Genomic DNA, 20,490 nt, shown 5'->3' on the forward strand with positions numbered 1-20,490 from the left:
GATGTTCAAGATGCACTAATCTGCAAAGTATGACCCAAGCCACATTCTCCGATTCCGCATCCACTCTTTTCATCAACGGCTCGTGGGAGCCGGCTGCGTCCGGTGCGGTCCGTCAAATCCACAACCCGGCCGACGGCGAACTGGTCGCCACGGTGTCCGAGGCTGGCCGCGAAGACGCCGAGCGCGCCATTTCTGCCGCTCGTGCAGCCTTTGACTCCGGCGTCTGGTCTTCAGTCCCCGCACCCGGACGCGGCGCGTTCCTGCTGAAGGTCGCCGCTGAACTGCGCGAACGCCGGGAGAAGTTCGCCCGTGCCGAATCGCTGGACACCGGCAAGAGAATCATCGAAAGCCGCATCGACATCGACGACATCGCTGCCTGCTTCGAATACTTCGGAAGGCTCACCGGACAGTCGGCGGGCCGGGTAGTCGATGCCGGGGACAACGCCGTCGCCAGCAAAATCGTCTACGAACCCGTTGGCGTCTGCGGCTTGATCACGCCGTGGAACTACCCGCTGCTGCAGGCCGCATGGAAGATCGCTCCCGCCCTGGCCGCTGGCTGCACCTTCGTCCTCAAGCCCGCCGAGCTGACCCCGTCCACGGCAATCCTTGCCATGCAGTTACTCAAGGACCTTGGGCTGCCGGACGGCGTCGCCAACCTCGTGACAGGCCCTGGCGCCCAAGCGGGCGCACCCCTTTCGGAGCACCCTGACATTGACCTGGTCTCCTTTACGGGCGGCCTGGAAACCGGCAAGCGTATTGCCGCGGCTGCATCCGGCACGGTTAAAAAGGTGGCGCTGGAGCTCGGCGGCAAGAACCCCAACGTCGTGTTTGCTGACGCTGACTTCGACGCCGCCGTCGACAATGCGTTGAACGGCGCGTTTGTGCACTCAGGCCAGGTCTGCTCCGCTGGGGCGCGGCTGGTGGTGGAGGAATCCATCGCCGAGCGCTTCGTCGACGAGCTGGTCCGCAGGGCACAGGACATCCGCCTCGGCGGCCCGTTCGATGAGTCCGCCGAAACCGGACCGCTGATTTCCGCGGCCCACCGCGAGAAGGTGGATGCCTACGTCCAGCGTGGCGTGGCGGAAGGTGCGCGGTTGCGTTGTGGCGGCGCGGCCCCTGAAGGGGAGAAGTACGACGCCGGCTATTACTACCAGCCGACCATTCTGGACCGCGTCCAACGGGGAATGTCCGTTGTCATCGACGAAGCCTTCGGCCCGGTTGTAACGGTGGAAACCTTCCGCACTGAAGACGAAGCCGTAGCCACCGCGAACGACACCATCTACGGGCTGGCCGGCGCCGTCTGGACCCAGGATGCAGGCAAGGCGCAGCGGGTAGCAGGCCGGCTGCGGCACGGCACCGTTTGGATCAACGACTACCACCCCTACCTTCCACAGGCCGAATGGGGCGGCTTCGGCCAGTCCGGCGTCGGCCGCGAGCTCGGTCCCACCGGACTCGCTGAATACCAGGAAGCCAAGCACATCTACCAGAACACCAACCCGCAGGTAACCGGCTGGTTCGCTGACCGCAGCAAGGAGAAATAGATGCACACCGACAACATCGAGAACCTCAATGACCGAGGGTTCGACTACGTCGTCATCGGCGGCGGCTCTGCCGGAGCCGCTGTAGCCGCCCGACTGAGCGAGGATCCTTCCGTTACCGTGGCGCTGGTTGAAGCTGGTCCGGATGACCGCGGCCTCCCCGAGATCCTGCAGCTTGACCGGTGGATGGAACTGCTGGAGTCGGGCTACGACTGGGACTACCCGGTGGAACCGCAGGAGAACGGCAACTCCTTCATGCGCCACGCCCGCGCCAAAGTCATGGGCGGCTGCTCCAGCCACAACTCCTGCATCGCATTCTGGGCTCCTCGTGAAGACCTGGACGAGTGGGAGTCAAAGTACGGCGCCACCGGCTGGAATGCTGCTGCCGCCTGGCCCTTGTATCAGCGGCTGGAAACCAATGAGGACGCGGGCCCGGATGCTCCCCACCATGGCGACTCGGGACCCGTGCACCTGATGAACGTGCCCCCGACGGATCCCACCGGCGTCGCGCTCCTTGACGCCTGCGAGCAGACCGGCATCCCCCGCGCAAAGTTCAATGACGGCAGCACTGTGGTCAACGGCGCCAACTTTTTCCAGATCAACCGCCGCTCGGACGGGACGCGTTCCTCCAGCTCGGTTTCCTACATCCACCCCATCATCGATCGTGAAAACTTCACGCTGCTAACCGGGCTGCGTGCCCGCCAACTGGTGTTTGACGCAGACAAGCGCTGCACCGGCGTCGACGTCGTTGACTCGGCCTTCGGCCGGACCCACCGGCTCACAGCGCATCGCGAGGTCATCCTGTCCACCGGCGCCATCGACTCCCCCAAGCTCCTCATGCTCTCCGGCATCGGCCCGGCCGCGCATCTGGCCGCGCACGGCATCGACGTGGTGGTCGACTCCCCCGGCGTCGGCGAGCACCTGCAGGACCACCCGGAAGGCGTGGTGCAGTTCGAGGCCAAGCAGCCGATGGTCCAGACCTCCACCCAGTGGTGGGAGATTGGTATCTTCACCCCCACCGAAGAGGGTCTGGATCGCCCCGACCTGATGATGCACTACGGCTCTGTCCCGTTCGACATGAACACCCTTCGGTACGGCTACCCCACCACGGAGAATGGCTTCAGCCTCACGCCGAACGTCACCCATGCCCGTTCCCGCGGGACAGTCCGCCTGCGCAGCCGGGACTTCCGCGACAAGCCCATGGTCGACCCCCGCTACTTCACGGATCCGGAGGGCCACGACATGCGCGTTATGGTGGCCGGCATCCGCAAGGCCCGGGAAATCGCCGCGCAGCCCGCCATGGCTGAATGGGCCGGTCGGGAGCTCTCCCCTGGTATCGAGGCACAGACGGACGAGGAACTGCAGGATTACATCCGCAAAACGCACAACACGGTCTACCACCCCGTCGGCACCGTCCGGATGGGTCCCGTGGACGATGACATGTCACCGCTGGATCCCGAGTTGCGGGTCAAGGGCGTTACAGGCCTGCGCGTTGCCGATGCCTCCGTCATGCCGGAACACGTCACCGTGAACCCCAACATCACCGTCATGATGATTGGCGAGCGGTGCGCGGACCTCATCAGGGCCAGCCGGACGGATGAAACCACGACGGCGGAGGCGGACTTCAGCTTGACGCCCGCCTGACCAGAGGAACGCCTGAGCAGATGATTGCCACTGAAAACTCTACTGGTGGAGGGTGCACCCAGCGCCCCCACCGGCGTTTCAGTGCCCACATTTCAATGCCCGCGAGCGCTAGTGCCTGGAAAGGGCGCCTGCATTATTCTTGAACATTTGTTCATAAACAAGTCTTGAACGCCTGTTCAATCTGAACTAGCCTCTTCTTATGACCCACGCCACACCTATACGGTTGCGGCTTGGCGGGCATGGCCTGGACTTCGAGAACATCGAAGGCCCAGCCAGCCCCGTTACAACAATGGGGGAAACAGCCGTCAGGCACACAGTGGTGCCCGGCCCTTTGATTTCGACTGCGACCAATGGCGGCCGCAGGTCATCACCATTCGGTGCACGTCTGAGTTAGGAGTTCGAATGTCAGAACCCAGCAAATTAGGACCCCGCAAGAGCGATGCAAGCGGCATGGACGAGTTTGGCTACGCACAAACCCTTGACCGCAGCATCGGCAAGTTCGCCAGCTTCGCCGCCGGCGTCAGTTACATCTCCATCCTCACCGGCGTTTTTCAACTCTTTTACTTCGGCTTTTCCACGGCCGGACCCGCCTACGCGTGGTCATGGCCCATCGTCTTCGTCGGCCAGCTGATGGTGGCCCTGTGCTTTGCCGAACTGGCCGGCCGCTACCCGGTGGCTGGATCTGTCTACAACTGGGCCAAACGGCTCTCAAGCGGAACGTGGGCCTGGCTGGCGGGCTGGTTGCTCCTGCTTTCCTCGATCATGGCTCTGGGATCCGTTGCCTTGGCCCTTCAAATCACCCTGCCGCAGATCTGGAGCGGCTTCCAACTGGTGGGCGATGGAACAGGCCCTTACGACTTCGCCGTCAACGGCGTCATCCTTGCCAGCATCATGATCGGCATTTCCACGCTCATCAACGCTTTCGGCGTGAAACTCATGACCATGATCAACAGCGTGGGTGTGTTCGTGGAACTGGTTGCGGCCGTCCTGCTGATCGCGGCGCTGATATGGCATTCCGTCCGCGGACCGGAAGTCCTCCTGGATACTGCCGGATTCGGGGAAGGACATCCCCTCGGCTTCTTCGGGGTGTTCATGATTGCCGCCATGGCCTCCGGCTACGTCATGTACGGGTTCGACACCGCCAGTTCCCTGGGCGAAGAAACCAAGGACCCCAAGCGCACGGCCCCCAAGGCCATTCTGCGTGCCGTTACGGCGTCCTTCCTCTTGGGAGGACTGCTCCTCCTGGGCGGCATCCTGGCCGCACCCGACCTGTCTGACCCCAAGCTCGGAGCTGCCGATGGCGGACTCCAGTACATCGTGCTTTCGGTGCTGGGCGGCCCCTTCGGCAAGGCCTTCCTGGTTTGCATCGTCGTTGCCGTCGTGGTCTGCACGCTGGCCGTACACGCAGCAGCTATCAGGATGATGTTCGCCATGGCCAGGGACAACAACCTTCCCTTCAGCCGCCAGCTCAGCAAAGTGCACCCCACCCGCAAAACCCCGACAGTGGCTGCCATCGTTATCGGTGTAGTTGCTGTGATTCCTTTGATCGTCAACATCTCCCAGCCAGCCATCTTCACCATCCTCTCCAGCATCAGCATCGTCCTGATCTACCTCTCCTACCTGCTGGTCACGGTGCCGATGCTGCGGCGCCGGTTCCTCAAGAAATGGCCACTGAAGGACGACGGGTCAGAACCGGGATTCAGCCTCGGCAAATGGGGACTGCCAGTGAACATCCTGGCAGTGCTCTGGGGCGGCGCGATGACGCTGAACCTGATCTGGCCGCGGCCGGAGATTTACAACTCGGTACCGCCGTTCGAGTGGTACTTGCAGTGGGGCGGCGTCATGTTCGTTGCTGCCGTGATCATCGGTGGAACGCTCCTCTACCGCCTCCGCATCAGGCACCGGACGGGAGTCCTGGCCGAGCACGCAGCCGCGGCCCCCTCCCCAGAACCAGCCTCCCCGGAGCCGGCATCGCCGGAGCCAGCACCCACGGAGCCTGCCTCCCCGGAGCCCGTCCAGGTCCTAACCCAAAGTTCATAGCAGTTTCCAACAAGAGGGCATCTCTTCGCCAGCGTTCCACCGGCGAAGAGATGCCCTCTTTGTCGTCTTAGACGAACGCCGACTTACCCGTTACCGCCCTGGCCACGATCATGGAGTTGATCTCGTAGCTGCCTTCGTAGGTGTACAGGATTTCGGCGTCGCCAAAGAGCTTGCCCATCTCGTAATCCGTGGTGATGCCGTTTCCGCCCATCAGCGAGCGGCCCATAGCCACGGACGAGCGCGCCAAGCGCGTTGTGGTGGCCTTGCACATCGCGGCCTGCACCATTTCCAGCTTCCCGGCCTGCTGGATGCGTGCGAGTTCCACCATCAAGGACAGCGAGGCATTGGCATTGCCCAGGATGTCCGCAAGTTGCTGCTGGATGAGCTGGAACCTGGCCAATTCCTTGCCGAACTGCTTGCGTTCCAGCGCGTAGGAGCGGGCGATATCGAAGGCCGCAAGCTGGATGCCTGCAGCTTGCCAACCAACCCAGGCCCGCGAATCCCGCAGCAGGTCATTGGCCCGCGAGAACGCCGTGGCGCCGGGCAGCATGTTTTCCACAGGAATCCGGACGTCGTCCAGCGTGATGTCCGCATTCTGCATGATGCGGAGGCCGATCTTGTTGGTGATCTTGGTGGCCGAGTAACCTGCCCGGTCCGTCTCCACAATGAAGCCCTTGATCTGGTGATCAGACACATCACGGGCCCACACCAAGGCGAAGTCGGCGATCGTGCCGGCCCCGATCCAACGCTTGGCACCGTTGATGACCCATTCACCGCCGTCGCGCCGCGCCGTCGTCGAGAGTCCTCCGGCGATGTCCGAGCCGTGCTCCGGTTCCGTGAGAGCGAAGGCGCCCAACTGGGTGAAGGCCTCCAGCCCCGGCAGCCACTTCCGCTTCTGTTCGGGAGAGCCGAGTTCATGGATCATGCCGACGATGAGTTCGTTGTGAATGCCCACGAGTGCGGAAAGCGACACGTCTGCCCGGGCGATCTCCGTGTACATGAGGCCCTTGAACAGCTTGGATGAGCCGTCGGTCTGCAGCCCGCCGAGCCCATATTTGGCCATCTCGGCCAAGAGCCCGAACGGGAACTCTTCGCGGTTCCAGTATTCGATGCTGGCAGCGCGGATCCGCGTTTGGAGGAACTCCCGTACCTCCGCGTACCGCGCACGCTCCCCCGCAGGAAGCAGGTCAACTACATGCATCAGGTCCGCCTCCGGATAAGGAGGGAGGACTTTCTGTATCGCTTCGCCGCTGGTAACGGTGCCGGCAGCTGCTTTTTCGTCGAGCATTTGACCCCTTCGTCATGTCCAACGCAGGCTCTTCCAAACCCTTGGATGTCCTAGTATATTGCAAGGTGATGTGGACCACTAGGCGGGATGCTCCGGCGATGGCGCCGAGACAGTAATCCCCAGCGAAAGGCGGACTATGACAGTCACAGAAGACTTCCGTGCGGCCCGTGACCGGCTGCTGGAACTGCGCGAGGACTACAAGCAGGCGCACGCGGAATTCGAATGGCCACGTTTTGACGAGTTCAACTTCGCCCTGGACTGGTTCGACCAGATCGCTGCGGATCCGGAACGGGGAAACAAGCCGGCACTGGTCATCGTTGAGCAGGACGGCAGTTCCACCCGGCGCACGTTTGCGGACCTTTCGCAGCGGTCCTCCCAACTCGCCAACTGGCTGCGCAGCGAGGGCGTCAAGCGTGGGGACCACATGATCATCATGCTCGGCAACCAAGTGGAGCTCTGGGAGCTCATGCTTGCCGGCATCAAGCTGGGCATCGTCATGATCCCCACCACCACCCTCATGGGCGCCCGGGATCTTCAAGACCGGGTAGAACGGGGCGGTGCCAACTGGGTGGCCGTGGGTAGCGCCAACATCGGGAAGTTCATCGCCGTGGAGGGCGACTACACGCTGATCGAGATCGGCGGGGAACGCACCAACGCGGAAGCCAAACAGTACGGAGATTCCTTCTCTGCACCGCAGGAGTTCACGCCCGATGCCCCCACCAAAGCCGACGAGACGATGCTGCTGTACTTCACGTCCGGCACCACGTCGCGCGCCAAGCTGGTGGAGCACACCCACACCTCCTACCCCGTGGGCCACCTCTCCACGATGTACTGGATCGGCCTTGAACCCGGCGACGTGCACCTCAACGTCGCCTCCCCCGGTTGGGCCAAGCACGCCTGGTCCAACGTCTTCACGCCCTGGATCGCCGAGGCCTGCGTCTTCATCTACAACTACGAACGCTTCAATGCGGCGGCCCTCATGGACCAAATGGGCCGCGAAGGAGTCACAAGTTTCTGTGCGCCGCCCACCGTCTGGCGCATGCTCATCCAGGCTGACCTCACGCAGTTGACCTCGCCGCCACACAAGGTGGTCTCTGCCGGCGAACCGCTTAACGCGGAGGTCATCGGCCAGGTGGAGGAAGCGTGGGGCGTCACCATCCGCGATGGTTTCGGCCAGACCGAATCCACAGTCCAGATCGCGAACACGCCCGCACAACCGGTCAAGATCGGTTCCATGGGTCGGCCGCTGCCCGGGTACGACGTCGTCCTGGTCGATCCACTCACCGGCAAGGAATCCGACGACGGCGAACTCTGCCTGCGCTTGGACCCTCGCCCCGTGGGGCTCATGAAGAGCTACTTCGGCGACGAAGCGAAAACAGCAGAAGCCTTCCGCGACGGTTACTACCACACCGGCGACATGGCCAGCAGGGACGCCGACGGCGTCATCACGTATGTGGGCCGGGACGACGACGTCTTCAAATCCTCCGACTACCGTTTGTCGCCCTTCGAACTCGAAAGCGTACTGATCGAACACCCCGCAGTGGCGGAGGCCGCCGTCGTACCTTCACCTGATCCCGTGAAGCTGTCGGTGCCGAAAGCGTTTGTGGTGCTCGCCGCCGGCTACGAACCCGGACCCGCCGTCGCCGAGGACATCCTGCGATACTGCCGCGAGCACTTGGCGCCCTTCAAGCGCATCCGGCGACTCGAATTCGGCGAACTGCCCAAGACCATTTCAGGCAAGATCAGGCGCGTGGAACTACGCGGCACAGAAGTGGCGCGGCACGGTAGTGGACCGCTGCCGGCAGGTCTCGGCCTGGAGTACACCGAGGAAGAGTTCCCGAATCTGAAAGACTAGCCACCCGAGCAAAGAAGGAGGCCCATGGGCACCCCACTCCCCCGCGACCCCATCGCCGACGCCCAACGCAACTGGGAACGGCATGGTTGGGGCGATGTTGCCGCGCCCATGGCTGCCATCACCGCGATCATGCGCACCCAGCAGATCCTGCTGGCGCGCATCGAGACGGTCCTCAAACCGTTCGGGCTGACCTTCGCACGCTACGAACTTCTCGCCCTGCTCAGTTTCGCCCGCAGCGGCGCGCTCCCCATGAATAAGGCGAGCGCGCTCCTGCAGGTGCATCCCACCTCGGTGACCAACGCCGTCGACCGTCTGGAAAAGGCCGGCCTGGTGGCCCGTTCCCCGCACCCAACCGACGGACGGACCACCCTGATCGAACTCACCGCCGAAGGCCGCACCCTGGCGAAGAAGGCGACGGCGGCTCTTAACTCCGAGGTCTTCGGCAACTCGGGCTTCGGAGCCGACGACGTCGATCACCTCATCCGCGTCCTGGGCACCTTCCGCAGGGATGCCGGAGATTTCACGGAGGAGTGACTCACGGCGCTCGCGAGCGTATCCTAAAGTTCCATTGCCGCAGTTGGGGGTGGAGCCATGGCCAAGGACCCGGGACAACGCCTAAGAGGACAACGCCGCAGCGTACTTCTGCGCCCTTTCCTCTTGGCCGTGCTGGGGTCAACCTCGTGGATGATATGGCTGGCCGGGCCTTCCTTGGCAGCGACGGACATTCTTCCGCTTCCTGGCGGTACAACGGCGCTCACGCAGAGTTCGGAGACTTCCCTCACGCCGTCCCTCACGCCTGTGGCTGACACTGTGGACTCAGTGGTTTCCGCTCTGGATCCGCTGCCGGAGGTTCCGGCGGTTCCCGCCGTGCCAACTGTTCCCGCCGTGCCAACTGTTCCCGCAGTTCCCGCTCTTCCGTCGGTGACAGTCCCGGAAGCTCCCCTGGACGTCGTGGTGCCTGAGGTACAGGGGCTACTTCCAGTGGAGGATGTCCCGGGCCTCCTGCCCGAAGTACCTGACATACTGCCAGTGCCCGCAATTCCGGGCTTGCCCGACGTGCCGGAGTTGCCCGGGCTGACCGCCCCTCCGCTTCCCGGCCCCCTACCGGACCCGCTGCCGAATCAGTCGCCCAACCAGCTACCAACCCCGCTCGACGTCGCCCCACCTGCGGTGCCGACCCTTCGGGAAGCCACCACCCCGCCGACAGGCGCTCCCACGCTGCCCCTCGCCGTCGTACTCCAATCCACGCAAGCCGGAGCACCTCTGCTCGGAGGCATCAGCCTCCCACTGCCGTTGTCCATGCATGATCCAGTGGGCATTCCGCCCGCCGTGATGCCCGGTCCCGTGAATCCCGTTCCGGAACCACCGCTTCATCCAGCCTTGACGCCAAGTGCTGCGGGCTCATCAGGAGCCCGGGGCTCAAGCGCCGCCGCCCCCGGGGCGTCGGACATTCCGGACGTCCTCTCACCGTTGCCGCCGCCTCGAGCTGGACCTGTCGTGGACCCGCAGCGAAGCGCAGCACCACAACCTTCGTACGATCCAGGGTCCCGACCTGACTGATGCGGTGGCTCCTGCTTTGGCAGGCACCACCACCTGCGACAACCGCCGCAGGCATGTTCATCAGTCAGGAGGCACTCATGCTTCGCAAGATCCAGGTCCCCGTCCGCACCCACGCAAAGGCATCCGCCAGCCGAGACATCGGCTTTTGGCCCGACTTCGTCGGCAACTGGCCGGACCCGATGCGCGCGGAAAGGAGCGGAAGACTCTGCTGAACGGGCCACATAGCCCAAGGAATAACGACGCCGGCCGGATAGTCAGTCTGACTGCCCGGCCGGCGTCGTACTGTCCGAAGTCGCCACCGGCTGCTAGGGTGCGTTGCTGACACTTCAGGAGGAAACACGTGGGCTTTGCCGAAGAACTCAAGCACGAGTGCATCAACGATTGGGACGCCGCCGTCAATCATCCATTCGTGGACCAGTTGCTCAGCGGGAGCCTTTCCGATGAAGACCTGCGGCGCTACCTTGTGCAGGATTACCAGTTCTGCGACGCCTTCACGGCACTCCTCGGACAAGCAGTGGCTTCAGCTCCATCGCTGCCTTCCCGGTTGGTGTTCGCGCGGGTACTGGGCGCATTCGCCTCGGACGAGAACACGTACTTCCAGGATTGTTTCAACGAACTGGACGTTCCGGAGGCTGACCGGAGCGCACCCGCACTTGGAATCGCGACCCGCGACTTCGACGCCCTCATGCGTAGCGCCTTGGCTACCCGCTCCTACCCGGACGTCCTGGCCGTCCTCCTTGTTGCCGAATGGCTGTACGGGGACTGGGCCGCGCGAGCCGCGGATCCTGCCTCATGGCCAGCCGCACCGAAACATTCGGAGTGGATCCGCCTGCACAACAATCCCGAGTACAACGCCTGGGTGACCTGGCTACGCGACGAGTTCAACGCCGTCGAACCTGTATCCCCGGAAGACCGCAGCCGAGTCGCGAAAACGTTCGCCGAAGCCGTCCGGTTGGAACGCGCGTTCTTCGATGCGGCCCTGGTCCCGTCAGACATCGCCCCGTCAGACATCGCCCCGTCAGACGTCCTGGCTTAGGGGTAGATCCGGAGTAAGGGGCTCCGCCTCGGCCTGCTCCGGGCATGGCTCAGGAAACTCCCCGAGCTGTGTCCAGTGCCACTCATCCAAGCAGTCATCGTTATCGCAGAACCGAGCCGTCATCATGTCCCCACATCGTTGCCTGGCTATCCCTTCTTTAAGAGGGGGCAACTACCGGGTTGTGACGGAGAAAGCGTTAGTGAATAGCGGAAGTGAAGGCGAAGATGAGGGCTGAGGCCAAGGACAGCAGGCCGATGCCATAGCCGACAACCAGGGCACCAATCGCGAAGGGACGTCCACGTTCTCCACGTTGCTGGATCTGGTTGAGGGCCACATGACCTGCGCCCACAACGAAGATTGCGATCACGGCCATCCCCGAGAAGAACAGACCAACGAGGGCCAGCACTGCCATCGCTGCCGCCACGATCGCCTGGCGGTTGATCGGTTGGACGGATGCTTCCGTTTGGCCGGTTTGAACGATCTCCATTGACATGTTCTCTCCCCATTTGTCGGTGCCAACGAGTCTATCCTCGTGCATCCCAAAACTACGTTGCGAGGCCTGCTTTGCGCGCTACGAGTCGCGTCAAGGACGCAAAGCGGGCCTCACAACGAAGGATGGGGCCAATCAACTACCGGTGCTTGAACTCGGGCTGCCGCTTTTCGCTGAACGCGGCCATGCCTTCCTTCTGGTCGTCAGTGGCGAACAGTGAGTGGAACACCCGCCGTTCGAAGAGCACTCCCTGTGCCAGGCCCATTTCAAACGCGGCATTGACGGCTTCCTTGGCCACCATGGCTGCGGGCTTGGACTTGGAAGCGATGACCTCGGCGGCTTTCACCGCCTCGTCAATGACTTCAGCTGCGGGGACAATCCTGGAGACAAGGCCTGAGCGTTCAGCTTCCTCGGCGTCCATGAATCGGCCCGTGAGGACCATGTCCATCGCCTTGGCCTTACCCACGGCACGGGTGAGCCGCTGGGAGCCGCCCATTCCGGGGATGACACCCAGGTTGATTTCCGGTTGGCCGAATTTGGCATTGTCCCCGGCGATGATGAAGTCCGCCATCATCGCCAATTCGCAGCCCCCGCCCAGGGCAAAGCCGGATACCGCGGCAATGACGGGGATGCGGAGCCGCGTGAGGTCCTCCCAGCGGCGGAACCAATCCGCCGCATACATTTCCATGTAGCTCTTGGAGGACATCTCCTTGATGTCGGCGCCCGCCGCGAACGCCTTGGCTGATCCGGTGATGACCACGGCGCCGATATCAGGATCGGTGTCCATTGCGGTGACTGCGTCCACAAGTTCGTTCATGAGCGCCGTGTTCAGCGCGTTCAATGCCTGCGGCCGGTTCAAGGTCACCAACCCAACGCGGCCCCGGCGTTCCACCAGGATGTTCCCGTACTGCTCCGTCATGCTCTCCCTCTCCGCCAAAATCGTCATAAGTTCAGTTCCAACCTTTCACGCGGACTTGTCGCGTATGTCCGTGATGATGCCTGAGAAGTCACGTCCGGCACCCTCGCCAGCGGCGTAGGCATCGTAGATCCGGGATGCCAACGGCCCCATTTCTGCTGCAACTCCGGTGCTTTCCAACGCATTTAAAGCCAGCCTCAAGTCCTTGGCCATCAGTGCTCCCGCAAAGCCGGGCTGGTAGTCGCGGTTGGCCGGGCTGGTGGGCACAGGACCGGGAACAGGACAGTTGGTGGTCAGGGCCCAGCACTGACCGGAAGCGTTGGAAGCGACATCGAACAGTGCCTGGTGCGTGAGTCCAAGTTTCTCGCCGAGCACGAAGGCCTCTGCGACAGCAATCATGGACACACCCAGGATCATGTTGTTGCAGACCTTCGCTGCTTGCCCTGCACCGTGATCGCCGCAGTGCACGATCCTCTTGCCCATGAGTTCCAGGACGGGTTTGACGGTCTCAAAATCTTCCGGCAAAGCGCCCACCATGAAAGTCAGGGTGCCGGCCTCGGCACCCACAACGCCACCGGAAACCGGAGCATCCACAGAACGGTGGCCCGCTTCCAAGGCAATGACGGCGGCCTCCCGGGCCTCGTCAACATTGATCGTGGAGCAATCCAGGAACAAGGTATCCGGCGCGGCAACTGACAGCAGCCCGGGCCCTTCAACACCGCGGTACGCGTCCAGCACGTGCTTGCCGCTGGGCAACATGGTCAACACCACGGCTGCACCGTCCACGGCTTCCTGGGCCGAGGATGCCATGGGAATTCCGTGCTCCTTGGCTGCCTCGACGGCCGCCGGCACGGGGTCATAACCGATCACGTCGTGCCCGGCTTTGATCAGGTTGGCTGCCATGGGCCCGCCCATATGGCCCAGTCCGAGGAAAGCGATGAGTCCCGTTGCCGGGGCTTGAATATCTGGCACGGCTGCGTTCTCTGTCATGTCGTCTCCTTCAACTCGGTAAACAAACTGGCAACTGGCTGAATACGCGGGTGGTCATGTGGCGTCAGCACCCAAGGCGGCGAGCCCCAACTCCCGCTCACCGAGCGGCGCAAAGTAGCCCTCGACGTCGGACTCGCGCACCTCAGCCAGCGTGGGCGGCTTCCATTGCGGGTTCCGGTCCTTGTCCACTACCTGTGCCCGGATCCCCTCCCGAAAATCGGGCCCGGCCAGGCAGCGCAATCCCACCCGGTACTCCTGGTCCAGTGCTTCCTCCAGCGACATTCCCCGCACGCGTCGCAGGGATGCCAAAGTGACCTTCACAGATGTGGGCGACTTCGTCTCAATGGTGTCCGCCGCGGAAGCCGCCTCGGGCGAAGAATCCGCCAGCGAGCGCAAACTCCGTACGATCTCCTCCGCGTCGTCCTGCGCGTAGGCGGCGTTGATCCACTCCTGCTGGGCGGCCAGGGGCGAGTCCGGCGCCGCTTGGGCAAAGCGCTCGACGGCGGCCTCCGCCGTCGAGCTTTCCAGCGCTTCGGCCAGTGCGGGCAGGCTTTCGGACGGCACGAAGTGGTCCGCGAGCCCAAGGAACAAGGCGTCCGCCCCGGTGAGGTGGGCGCCTGTCAGGGCCGCATGGGTTCCCGTCTCCCCGGGCGAGCGGGACAGCAAAAGGGTGCCGCCGACGTCGGGCACGAACCCAATGGTGGTCTCAGGCATGCCTGTACGCGTCCGCTCAGTAACGATGCGCACCGAGCCGTGCGCCGAAACCCCGACGCCGCCGCCCAGCACCAACCCGTCCATGAACGCGACATAGGGCTTGGGGTAACGGGCAATGAGCGAGTTCAGCCGGTACTCGTCGGCCCAGAACTCCGCCGTTTCCGTTCCGCCCTGCAACATGTCCTTATAGATGGCCACAATGTCTCCGCCGGCGCACAGTCCGCGGTCGCCAGCGCCGCGCACCAGGACGGTTGCCACGGCGTCGTCATCAGCCCAGGCAGCCAACTGCTGGAGCATGGCTTTCACCATTCCCGCGCTGAGGGCGTTGACTGCCTGGGGCCGGTTGAGCGTCACGATGCCAAGGTGGCCGCGGCGCTGGAAAAGAACTTCTTCTGTATCCAAAGCCCCCATCAGCTGCCTGCCGGCATGATGAAGCTGGCGCCCTGGCGAATGCCGGAGGGCCACCGCGACGTCACGGTCTTGGTTTTCGTGTAGAAGCGGAAGGCGTCGGCGCCGTGCTGGTTGAGGTCGCCGAAGCCGGAGGCCTTCCATCCACCGAACGTGTAGTACGCGATCGGCACGGGAATGGGGACGTTGATGCCCACCATGCCCACTTCGACGCGGCTGGCGAAGTCGCGGGCGGAGTCGCCGTCGCGGGTGAAAATTGCGACGCCGTTGCCAAACTCGTGCTCGCTGCAGAGCCTGAGCGCTTCGTCATAGTCAGCCGCGCGCAGCACGCTGAGAACCGGGCCGAAGATCTCTTCCTTGTAGATCTTCATGTCCTTGGTGACGTTATCGAAGAGCGTGGGGCCAACCCAGAAGCCACCGTCATAGCCTTCCACGGTGAGCCCGCGACCATCGGTGACCAGGGTTGCGCCTTCGTCAACGCCGGACTGGATGTAGCCTTCGATCCGTTCCTTCGCCGAGGCAGCAACCACGGGCCCAAAGTCAGCGTCCTTGTCCAGACTGTGGCCCACCTTCAGGTCCTTCACACGCTCGGTCAACTTGGCCACCAACGCGTCCGCGGTTTCCTGGCCAACGGGCACGGCAACAGAGATGGCCATGCACCGTTCGCCGGCGGAACCGTAGCCGGCACCAATGAGAGCGTCGGCAGCCATGTCCAGATCGGCGTCGGGCATGATCACCATGTGGTTCTTCGCCCCGCCGAAGCACTGTGCCCGCTTCCCGTGCGCCGCCGCGGTGGCGTAGATGTATTGCGCGATCGGCGTGGAGCCAACAAAGCCGATGGCCTTGACGCGCGGATCCTCAAGCAAGGCATCGACGGCTTCTTTGTCGCCATTGATCACGTTGAAGACGCCGTTGGGAACACCGGCTTCGCTGTACAACTCGGCGAGCCGCAGCGGAACGGAGGGATCCCGTTCCGAGGGCTTAAGGATGAAGGCGTTGCCGGCTGCGAGCGCGGGGCCCGACTTCCAGAGGGGGATCATGGCTGGGAAGTTGAACGGCGTAATACCCGCAACCACGCCCAGCGGTTGGCGCAGAGAGTGCACGTCAATGCCCTGCCCCGCGTTGTCCGAGAACTCACCCTTGAGCAGGTGCGGTGCCCCTGCGGAGAATTCGACTACCTCGATGCCGCGCTGGATGTCTCCCTTGGCATCGGCAAGGGTTTTGCCGTGCTCGGAGGACAGGAGCTTGGCGAGCTCGTCCATGTTCTCGTTGACCAGGTCCACGAACTTCAGCAGGATGCGTCCCCGGCGCTGCGGGTTCATGGCCGCCCATTCGAGCTGGCCCTTCTCGGCATTTGCGATCGCGTTGCGGACCTCGTCCGCGTTGGCCAGCGGAAGCCGCGCCTGCACTTCGCCCGTGCAGGGATCGTAGACATCGCTGAAGCGACCGGACGTGCCGTCGATCCTCTGGCCGTCTACGTAGTGTGAAAGCTCGCGCACCATGGTGGAATGCTCCTTTGCATCGTTGAATGACTGCCGTGCGGCTGGCTCCAGTAATCGGCCGGAACGCCTCAGCGACTGTGGTCCAAGTCATCTCTGAACCGAATATACTCGGACTTCCTACTAATTTCCAGAGGACGTTTTTCCTGCCCTGTTCATCAGCGGGCAGTAGCTAGTGCACCTCTTTGAGTCCCTTGTAGGCCTCCAGGGCATCCTGCCGGGTGGTCTTGAGATCCACGATTTCCTCCGGATAATCCGGCGTGCCGAACTCCTGGATCCAGCGGGCTATGTACTTGCCCTGGGGATCGAATTTGAGGCGTTGGGCTTGGGGATTGAAGATCCTGAAGAACGGCGAAGCGTCCGCCCCTGAGCCCGCCACCCACTGCCAGTTGGCAGGGTTGGACGCCGGGTCAGCGTCCACAAGGGTGTCCCAGAACCACTGCTCGCCGAGTTGCCAATGGATGCCGAGGTTTTTCACCAGGAAGCTTGCCGCGACCATCCTCACCCGGTTGTGCATCCATCCCGTCTGCCAGAGTTGCCGCTGCCCGGCGTCCACCATGGGGAAGCCGGTCCGGCCCCGCTGCCAGGAGCGAAGCTCCTCTGCTGCAGACTCATGACCATCACTATCCGGCCAAGCCCACGGGAAGCGGTCAAACTCCTTACGCAGGTTCGCTGTGGCGAGATGCGGGTTGTGGAAGTACTGGTGCCAACAGAATTCGCGCCAGCCGAGCTCGGAAGCGAAAATACTTGTGCTTTCCGATCTGTTGGAAGCCAGCGCATGCCATACCTCAAAGGGGCTGAGCTCGCCCCACCGCAGATAAGGCGAGAGGCAACTGCTGCCATCGATATCCGGGCGATTTCGGCCTTCGCTGTAATTGGTGAGTCCATCCGCCACGAATTGCTTGAGCCGTCGGTGTCCGGCAGCCGATCCTGGCGTCCACGTCTCCCGCAACCCTGCGGACCAGTCCGGGGTGGTGGGCAGCAGGTGCCATGACTCCAGCGAATCGTACGCAGGGAGTTCACCGGCGTAGCCTCGCCCTACGTCCGGCACAGCCAACGGGTCCCGGAAGTCCTGCGCTGAAACGGTCCGCCAGAAAGGGGTGAAAACCTTGTACTGCCCGCCAGTCTTGGTAGTGACTTCCCACGGCTCATGAAGCAGGGACGCCTGAAAACTCTCCACATGCATGCCGGCCTCACGAGCCCACGTCTTGATCCCGGCGTCGACCGTCCGCTCCGCCGGGCCGTACCGGCGGTTCCAGAACAGCGCGCCGGCACCGATCGCCGTCGTGATTTCCTGGACAATCGGGGCGGCCGGTCCCTGACGCAGCAGCAGCGGTATTCCGAGCGCCGCGAGATCGTCCCGCAGTGCCGTCAGCGAGTGGTGCAGCCACCACCGCGCGGCACCGCCGTGGGGGCGGATACCGGGCGATTCTTCGTCCAGGACGTAGAGGGCCACCGCCGCGCCATCATCGACGGCGGCACGCAAGGCAGGGTTGTCCCTGACCCTCAGGTCGTCGCGGAACCAGACGATGGACGGCTTCAAATTACTACTCTCTTTAGAGTTTGAATACAGCTGATGCCCCTAGGAAGGCATCCTAAGGGCATCAGCTGAACAACAATTTCGGAACTCAGGGGTTACCTCAAGGAAGGAACCGAGTCCTCATTTATTTGACTCAATTCGGAGGCGCTGGTGTCGGTTTCAGTCCAGACGGGGACACTGTTCATCACGTAGTCCCTGGCTGCGGGGCCCACCATGTTCAGGCCGGGGTAGATGCGCTGGCCATGATCTTTCCTGGCCCGCAATCCTTCAAGTTCAAGGGCGGTCCGGAAAGCGGAATCAGGAATGGGCACTTTGCGTCCGAGGACGCACCAACTGATGTAGAGGCCGTAGAGGGTGTCAAAATCCAGCCCCTCCTCGGTGTCGTCATCAAACACCACACAGTCACTCAGAAAACTACTGATTTGGGTGTCGGTCATTGCGGGGCCTCCGGTGGCGGAAGTAAAAACGGGCCGCCGGGCTGCATCAGCGAATGTCCTGTTCACCCACTATAGTCCTCCTGAGCTTCGCCTGTACCGGAAAGTAGGTTAACTCTGGATTGCATTCGCTGCGGCGACAGCGTCAATCGAACCTTGGCGCCTCTGGTGCCCACCGCCGCATCGGCGTAGCTTCGGATACGTCCACACACATTCGGGCTGCCTCGGCATCCAGGCGAGCCGTGCAACGTTTTGTGTAGGGCATCGTTCCGCCCTGATTGGAGGCACAGACGTGGCTGGATGGAACGCCGATACTGCCGCCGGGCCCCTTGGTTCCGGCACGGTCACGCTGGTGGAAGGCTCATCATTCTGCATTTCCGCTGCCAATGGAGACATCCGCCCGGAGCTACCCCAGGGTGTCTTCCATCTGGACACCCGGATCCTGTCCAAGTGGGAATTGACGGTCAATGGACAACCACTTGAGCCACTGGCCGCGGAGACCAAGGAACCTTACCGGGCGCTCTTTGCCTGCCGGGTGCCCCGTTCCGATGGATATGCGGACAGTCCGCTGCTGGTGGAGCGCCTGCGCGAGGTAGGAGCCGGAATCCTGGAGAAGATTACGGTCCGGAACTACTCCACCAACGCGGCGGATTGCCGAATCCTGCTGACGGTCGAGTCTGACTTCGCGGACCTTTTTGAGGTGAAGGAGGCCAGGATTACCCGTCATTGGACTGAAACCCGGCTTCCTGAGGGCAATTCCCTGGAAATTCGCGGCAAGTGGGAGGGTTTCCGGAAAAGCGTCGTGATCCAGGCGGAAGGTGCGGGCGCGGGAGCAAAGGCTTTGGGCTTCACCGCTAAAATTCCACCTTTCGGGAGCTGGAGTACCCGCGTGAGCGTGGTGCCCACCATTGACGGAGCCGGGACGCCGGTGCCGTTCGCCCATCCAAGCCAGGATGAACTCTCCCCCAGCGATAGACGCAGGCAGGAGTGGGTGGCCAGGATCCCTGCCTTGCAGATCAGCAACCACTCCATCGAAAGCACGCTCCGCCGCAGTTATGAGGACCTGGGCGCCCTCCGGATCCAGGACCCGGAACATCCGGACAGGGTAGTGGTTGCCGCCGGCGCGCCATGGTTCATGACGTTGTTTGGCCGGGACTCGCTGTGGGCTTCGGAAATGGCCCTGCCGGTGGACCCGTCACTGGCCTTGGGCACGCTGCGAACGTTGGCCGATCGCCAGGGAACAGTGGTGGATCCGATCAGCGAGGAAGAACCGGGCAAGATCCTGCATGAGGTGAGGCTCGACGTCTCCAGCGGCCTCGCTCTCGGCGGAAAGTCCGCGTATTACGGCAGCGTTGATGCAACCCCGCTCTTCGTGGTTGTCCTGGGATCAGTCAGCCGCTGGGGATTCTCCAAGGACACTATCTCCGCCCTCCTGCCCAACGCGGACCGCGCCCTTGAGTGGATCCGCGATTACGGCGACCGGGACGGCGATGGCTTTGTGGAGTACGCGCGGCCCAACGAGCACGGGCTCATCAACCAAGGATGGAAGGATTCCTGGGACGGCATCAACTTTGCCGATGGCACCCTTGCTGAACCACCCTTGGCGCTGTGCGAAGTCCAGGCGTACGTGCACGGCGCCTATACATCGCGGGCCTGGATGGCGTACGACGCCGGCGACCTCACCTTGGCTGCAGAGCTTCAGGAACGCGCGGATCGCCTCAAGCAGAAATTCAACGAAGAGTTTTGGCTTCCGGACAAGGGCTATTATGCCGTCGCGTTGGACCGCGACAAGCGGCCTGTGGACGCATGCGCCTCCAACATGGGCCACTCCATGTGGTTTGGCTTGATGGATGAGGACAAGGCCCCCTCGGTAGTGGAGCACCTGATGTCCCCGGAAATGTTCAGTGGATGGGGAATCCGGACGTTGGCCAGCAACATGGGCGCCTACAACCCGGCCAGCTACCACAACGGCTCAGTCTGGCCGCACGACAATGCGTTGATCGTCCAAGGGCTGCTGCGGTACGGATTTGTGGAAGAAGCACAACGGATTGCCACAGCCTTGCTGGAAGCCGCCCAGTATTCAGGTGGCCGGCTCCCGGAACTATTCTGCGGCTTCGACCGGAAGCAATTCAGCGAACCCGTCCCCTATCCAACCGCCTGCTCACCCCAGGCATGGGCTGCCACAACGCCCATTCAACTGGTCATGGGCCTCATGCGCTACGACGCCCACATTTCGTTGGGCGGCGTCTGGCTGGACCCCGTTTTGCCGCCGTCCTTCGGAGACCTCCACATCGGCAACGCCCCCATGGGAAGTGGCCGCATCACCATCGACATTGTCGGCTCGAAGCCCACGGTCCAAGGCCTGCCGGATGGGTTGACGTTCCGCCATGCGCAGCGGCCTTGGCTCACGGAGCTGCTGGAACAGGCGCACCTTCGGAGCCCGGAAACCTGAGGTCCGAAAAAAGTCAGGCCCAAAAAGCGAGGCGCCCGGAAAGTACCTTTGAAAGGGTACTTTCCGGGCGGCTGCATCAAGCGTGT

General features: G+C 63.0%; 16 protein-coding genes. 8 read left to right on the plus strand and 8 right to left on the minus strand.

The window, feature by feature from the left end; translation table 11 throughout:
• The first annotated feature begins 29 nt into the window (after positions 1-29).
• The 3 genes from ACTAQJ_RS14270 to ACTAQJ_RS14280 all read left to right on the plus strand — a co-directional run bounded on the left by ACTAQJ_RS14270 (position 30) and on the right by ACTAQJ_RS14280 (position 5,222).
• On the plus strand, positions 30-1,541 hold the full coding sequence (locus ACTAQJ_RS14270) for an aldehyde dehydrogenase family protein (RefSeq protein ID WP_498697029.1): 1,512 nt from the start codon (positions 30-32) through the stop codon (positions 1,539-1,541).
• Positions 1,542-3,182 carry a GMC family oxidoreductase gene (locus ACTAQJ_RS14275; protein ID WP_498697030.1) on the plus strand — a complete coding sequence of 547 codons (1,641 nt, stop codon included), beginning with the start codon at positions 1,542-1,544 and terminating at the stop codon, positions 3,180-3,182.
• A 402-nt stretch (positions 3,183-3,584) separates the two neighbouring features.
• Positions 3,585-5,222, plus strand: coding sequence for an APC family permease (locus ACTAQJ_RS14280; protein ID WP_498697032.1), 1,638 nt, complete (start codon positions 3,585-3,587; stop codon positions 5,220-5,222).
• A 67-nt stretch (positions 5,223-5,289) separates the two neighbouring features.
• Here ACTAQJ_RS14280 and ACTAQJ_RS14285 read toward each other — a convergent pair whose 3' ends face one another.
• Positions 5,290-6,510 (minus strand): acyl-CoA dehydrogenase family protein, encoded by a 1,221-nt coding sequence (locus tag ACTAQJ_RS14285; RefSeq protein ID WP_498697034.1) that lies wholly within the window; start codon positions 6,508-6,510, stop codon positions 5,290-5,292.
• Between the two features lie 136 nt (positions 6,511-6,646).
• On the opposite strand from ACTAQJ_RS14285, the gene ACTAQJ_RS14290 reads away from it, so the two are divergent.
• The 4 genes from ACTAQJ_RS14290 (at position 6,647) to ACTAQJ_RS14305 (ending at position 10,961) form a co-directional block, all read left to right on the plus strand.
• Positions 6,647-8,365: an AMP-binding protein gene (locus tag ACTAQJ_RS14290; protein ID WP_498697037.1), complete on the plus strand. Its 1,719-nt coding sequence runs from the start codon at positions 6,647-6,649 to the stop codon at positions 8,363-8,365.
• Positions 8,366-8,389: 24 nt separating this feature from the next.
• Positions 8,390-8,899 carry a MarR family winged helix-turn-helix transcriptional regulator gene (locus ACTAQJ_RS14295; RefSeq protein WP_223947755.1) on the plus strand — a complete coding sequence of 170 codons (510 nt, stop codon included), beginning with the start codon at positions 8,390-8,392 and terminating at the stop codon, positions 8,897-8,899.
• 57 nt (positions 8,900-8,956) lie between these two features.
• Positions 8,957-9,925, plus strand: a complete 969-nt coding sequence (locus tag ACTAQJ_RS14300) for a hypothetical protein (RefSeq protein ID WP_498697038.1) — start codon at positions 8,957-8,959, stop codon at positions 9,923-9,925.
• A 340-nt stretch (positions 9,926-10,265) separates the two neighbouring features.
• The gene (locus tag ACTAQJ_RS14305; RefSeq protein ID WP_498697040.1) at positions 10,266-10,961 is read left to right on the plus strand and encodes a TenA family protein; all 696 of its coding nucleotides are present in this window, start codon (positions 10,266-10,268) and stop codon (positions 10,959-10,961) included.
• A 196-nt stretch (positions 10,962-11,157) separates the two neighbouring features.
• On the opposite strand, the gene ACTAQJ_RS14310 is transcribed toward ACTAQJ_RS14305, so the two are convergent.
• The 7 genes from ACTAQJ_RS14310 to ACTAQJ_RS14340 all read right to left on the minus strand — a co-directional run bounded on the left by ACTAQJ_RS14310 (position 11,158) and on the right by ACTAQJ_RS14340 (position 17,955).
• Entirely contained in the window at positions 11,158-11,454 is a 297-nt protein-coding gene (locus tag ACTAQJ_RS14310; RefSeq protein WP_498697042.1) for a DUF4190 domain-containing protein, read from the minus strand.
• Between the two features lie 136 nt (positions 11,455-11,590).
• On the minus strand, positions 11,591-12,370 hold the full coding sequence (locus tag ACTAQJ_RS14315; RefSeq protein WP_431117812.1) for an enoyl-CoA hydratase: 780 nt from the start codon (positions 12,368-12,370) through the stop codon (positions 11,591-11,593).
• 45 nt (positions 12,371-12,415) lie between these two features.
• Positions 12,416-13,357: a 3-hydroxyisobutyrate dehydrogenase gene (gene mmsB / locus ACTAQJ_RS14320; RefSeq protein ID WP_431117810.1), complete on the minus strand. Its 942-nt coding sequence runs from the start codon at positions 13,355-13,357 to the stop codon at positions 12,416-12,418.
• 54 nt (positions 13,358-13,411) lie between these two features.
• Positions 13,412-14,482, minus strand: coding sequence for an enoyl-CoA hydratase/isomerase family protein (locus tag ACTAQJ_RS14325; protein ID WP_431117808.1), 1,071 nt, complete (start codon positions 14,480-14,482; stop codon positions 13,412-13,414).
• Positions 14,482-15,981 (minus strand): CoA-acylating methylmalonate-semialdehyde dehydrogenase, encoded by a 1,500-nt coding sequence (locus ACTAQJ_RS14330; protein ID WP_431117806.1) that lies wholly within the window; start codon positions 15,979-15,981, stop codon positions 14,482-14,484. Before ACTAQJ_RS14330 ends, ACTAQJ_RS14325 begins: the two co-directional genes overlap by 1 nt.
• 169 nt (positions 15,982-16,150) lie before the next feature.
• Positions 16,151-17,521, minus strand: a complete 1,371-nt coding sequence (locus ACTAQJ_RS14335) for a cryptochrome/photolyase family protein (RefSeq protein ID WP_498697046.1) — start codon at positions 17,519-17,521, stop codon at positions 16,151-16,153.
• A gap of 92 nt (positions 17,522-17,613) precedes the next feature.
• Positions 17,614-17,955, minus strand: a complete 342-nt coding sequence (locus ACTAQJ_RS14340; protein ID WP_498697047.1) for a hypothetical protein — start codon at positions 17,953-17,955, stop codon at positions 17,614-17,616.
• Positions 17,956-18,244: 289 nt separating this feature from the next.
• Between ACTAQJ_RS14340 and ACTAQJ_RS14345 the strand changes: the two genes are divergently transcribed.
• Positions 18,245-20,404 carry an amylo-alpha-1,6-glucosidase gene (locus tag ACTAQJ_RS14345; RefSeq protein ID WP_498697048.1) on the plus strand — a complete coding sequence of 720 codons (2,160 nt, stop codon included), beginning with the start codon at positions 18,245-18,247 and terminating at the stop codon, positions 20,402-20,404.
• Positions 20,405-20,490 lie beyond the last annotated feature (86 nt).

Source organism: Arthrobacter sp. alpha11c, assembly GCF_054149985.1.

Bases quoted from the DNA above. Each gene is read 5' to 3' on its own strand.
- ACTAQJ_RS14270 (WP_498697029.1), top strand. From the start codon at position 30: ATGACCCAAGCCACATTCTCCGATTCCGCATCCACTCTTTTCATCAAC.
- ACTAQJ_RS14275 (WP_498697030.1), top strand. From the start codon at position 1,542: ATGCACACCGACAACATCGAGAACCTCAATGACCGAGGGTTCGACTAC.
- ACTAQJ_RS14280 (WP_498697032.1), top strand. From the start codon at position 3,585: ATGTCAGAACCCAGCAAATTAGGACCCCGCAAGAGCGATGCAAGCGGC.
- ACTAQJ_RS14285 (WP_498697034.1), bottom strand. From the start codon at position 6,510: ATGCTCGACGAAAAAGCAGCTGCCGGCACCGTTACCAGCGGCGAAGCG.
- ACTAQJ_RS14290 (WP_498697037.1), top strand. From the start codon at position 6,647: ATGACAGTCACAGAAGACTTCCGTGCGGCCCGTGACCGGCTGCTGGAA.
- ACTAQJ_RS14295 (WP_223947755.1), top strand. From the start codon at position 8,390: ATGGGCACCCCACTCCCCCGCGACCCCATCGCCGACGCCCAACGCAAC.
- ACTAQJ_RS14300 (WP_498697038.1), top strand. From the start codon at position 8,957: ATGGCCAAGGACCCGGGACAACGCCTAAGAGGACAACGCCGCAGCGTA.
- ACTAQJ_RS14310 (WP_498697042.1), bottom strand. From the start codon at position 11,454: ATGTCAATGGAGATCGTTCAAACCGGCCAAACGGAAGCATCCGTCCAA.
- ACTAQJ_RS14315 (WP_431117812.1), bottom strand. From the start codon at position 12,370: ATGACGGAGCAGTACGGGAACATCCTGGTGGAACGCCGGGGCCGCGTT.
- mmsB (WP_431117810.1), bottom strand. From the start codon at position 13,357: ATGACAGAGAACGCAGCCGTGCCAGATATTCAAGCCCCGGCAACGGGA.
- ACTAQJ_RS14325 (WP_431117808.1), bottom strand. From the start codon at position 14,482: ATGGGGGCTTTGGATACAGAAGAAGTTCTTTTCCAGCGCCGCGGCCAC.
- ACTAQJ_RS14330 (WP_431117806.1), bottom strand. From the start codon at position 15,981: ATGGTGCGCGAGCTTTCACACTACGTAGACGGCCAGAGGATCGACGGC.
- ACTAQJ_RS14340 (WP_498697047.1), bottom strand. From the start codon at position 17,955: ATGACCGACACCCAAATCAGTAGTTTTCTGAGTGACTGTGTGGTGTTT.